The following is a 1,672-nucleotide window of genomic DNA, read 5'->3' as shown; positions in this document are numbered from 1 at the left end:
GCCGACAAACTCTACGTGATGCAGTGCGACCTGGGGCCGGACCTCGGCACGCGGCAACTGGTGGCGGGCCTTAAGCCTTACATGCCGCCCGAGGCCCTCAAGGACAAACTCGTGGTCGTCGTGGCCAACCTCGAGCCCGCGACGCTGCGGGGGCAGCGGTCCGAAGGGATGCTCCTGGCAGCCCAGGACGGCCCGAAGGTCGTCATCCTCACGACGGCCGAACCCGTCGCGCCCGGCGCCAAAATCCGCTAGCGAGGTCCATCGGGTTGCGGCCGTCAGGCTCTACCTCGACCTGGGGTTCGAGCCGGACTTCACCGCTGCGCCCGACATGGACCGCCGATGGGCGACGGCCCGCGAGAACCTGCACCGCGCGGCTGGACCCTAGCCGGCGGCACCGGACCAGACGGAATAGGCGAGAAACGCCACATATCAACCGACCAGAATAGCCCCTTCCAGCCGCGCCAGCACGACGATGTCCACGCCCAAGCCGTTCGACAGCATCCGCATCTCCCCATTGGGGCGTCCAAGCGCGGCCACTTTAGGCGGCGCGCCGACCAGCGTCAATCGCAGCCGAAAAATACCCCTGGGGTGTTTTTCGGGGTTCTGGTAGAATCCCCCCGCACCGCCCGCGAAAGGCGAAACCATGGGGCACCCGCGAATCTTCATCAGTGCCGGCGAAACGAGCGGCGACTTGCACGGCGCCAACCTCGTCCGCGCCCTTCGGCGTCTCGCGCCGCAGGCCGAACTCGCCGGCCTCGGCGGCCCGAGGATGGCCCGCGCAGGCCTCAGGCTGCTCGAGAATACCAGCGACTTCGGCGTCATCGGCCTGGGGTTCCTCGGCAGCGCATCGAGGTATCTGGCCATCCTGAGCCGGGCGGACCGCTTCATCGGCCAGTGGCGGCCCGACGTCGTCGTCACGATCGACTGCCCGGGCTTCCACTTCCTTCTCGCCAGCCGCGTCCGCGCCCGCCGCATCCCCCTCCTCTGGTACATCCCGCCGCAACTCTGGGCCTGGGCCCCCGGACGCGTGCGGAAACTTGCGCGGCGTTTCACCCACGTCGCCTGCGTCCTGCCACACGAGGAAGTTTTTTTCCGTGCGCACGGCGTGCCGGTCACGTTCGTCGGCAACCCGGTGGTGGACCACCTTCTGAATACGCCGCTCGACGCGGACTTCATCCGCTCCCTGCGGTCGGGCCCCGGCGACCGGGTGGTGGCCCTTCTGCCCGGCAGCCGCCGCCAGGAGGTTCCTGGCATCCTCGCGCGGGAACTGGCCGTCGCGCGAGCCCTCGAGGCGCGTCACAGCCCGTGTCGGTTTGTCCTTGCGCTGGCGGACGCCGTTCACCGGCAGTGGACCGACGCGCTCATCGCGGCGTCCGGCCTCCAGGTCCGGACGGTCGCCGGCAAGACCCACGAGGTGCAGAGCGCGGCAGACCTGGCACTGGTGGCCTCCGGCACGGCGACGCTCGAGACGGCCTTCTACGGGACGCCGATGGCCGTCTTCTACAACATCACGTGGGCCCAATGGCATCTGCTTGCCCGCTGGTTCGTGGGCGAACAACCCCTGAGCCTGCCCAACGTGCTGGCGGGTCGGCGAATCGTCCCCGAATTCATGCGCGACATTGCCCCGGGGCCCGACATGATTGCCGAGATCGAGCGCCTCCTGGTGGACGAG

Annotated in this window: 3 protein-coding genes; 2 read left to right on the top strand and 1 reads right to left on the bottom strand. The window is 68.9% G+C overall.

Annotated features, from left to right (window positions below; all coding sequences use genetic code 11):
• Window positions 1-252: methionine--tRNA ligase (locus tag NTX40_06795; GenBank protein MCX5648787.1), on the top strand; the 252-nt coding region annotated here is incomplete at its 5' end.
• Window positions 253-429: 177 nt separating this feature from the next.
• Here NTX40_06795 and NTX40_06790 read toward each other — a convergent pair.
• Window positions 430-645, bottom strand: a complete 216-nt coding sequence (locus NTX40_06790) for a hypothetical protein (GenBank protein ID MCX5648786.1) — start codon at window positions 643-645, stop codon at window positions 430-432.
• Here NTX40_06790 and lpxB point away from each other — a divergent pair.
• On the top strand, window positions 644-1,672 hold a 1,029-nt coding region (gene lpxB, locus NTX40_06785; GenBank protein ID MCX5648785.1), incomplete at its 3' end, for a lipid-A-disaccharide synthase. The two genes, NTX40_06790 and lpxB, sit on opposite strands and share 2 nt — an antisense overlap.

The sequence above is a fragment of the Planctomycetota bacterium genome, from assembly GCA_026387035.1.
Lineage (GTDB): Bacteria > Planctomycetota > Phycisphaerae > FEN-1346 > FEN-1346 > JAPLMM01.
The sequence above is the reverse complement of the archived record's forward strand: the minus strand, read 5'-3'. Positions and strand labels throughout refer to the sequence as shown.

Excerpts from the sequence above, each read along its gene's own strand:
- NTX40_06790 (MCX5648786.1), bottom strand. The coding sequence starts at position 645 with ATGGTTTCGCCTTTCGCGGGCGGTGCGGGGGGATTCTACCAGAACCCC.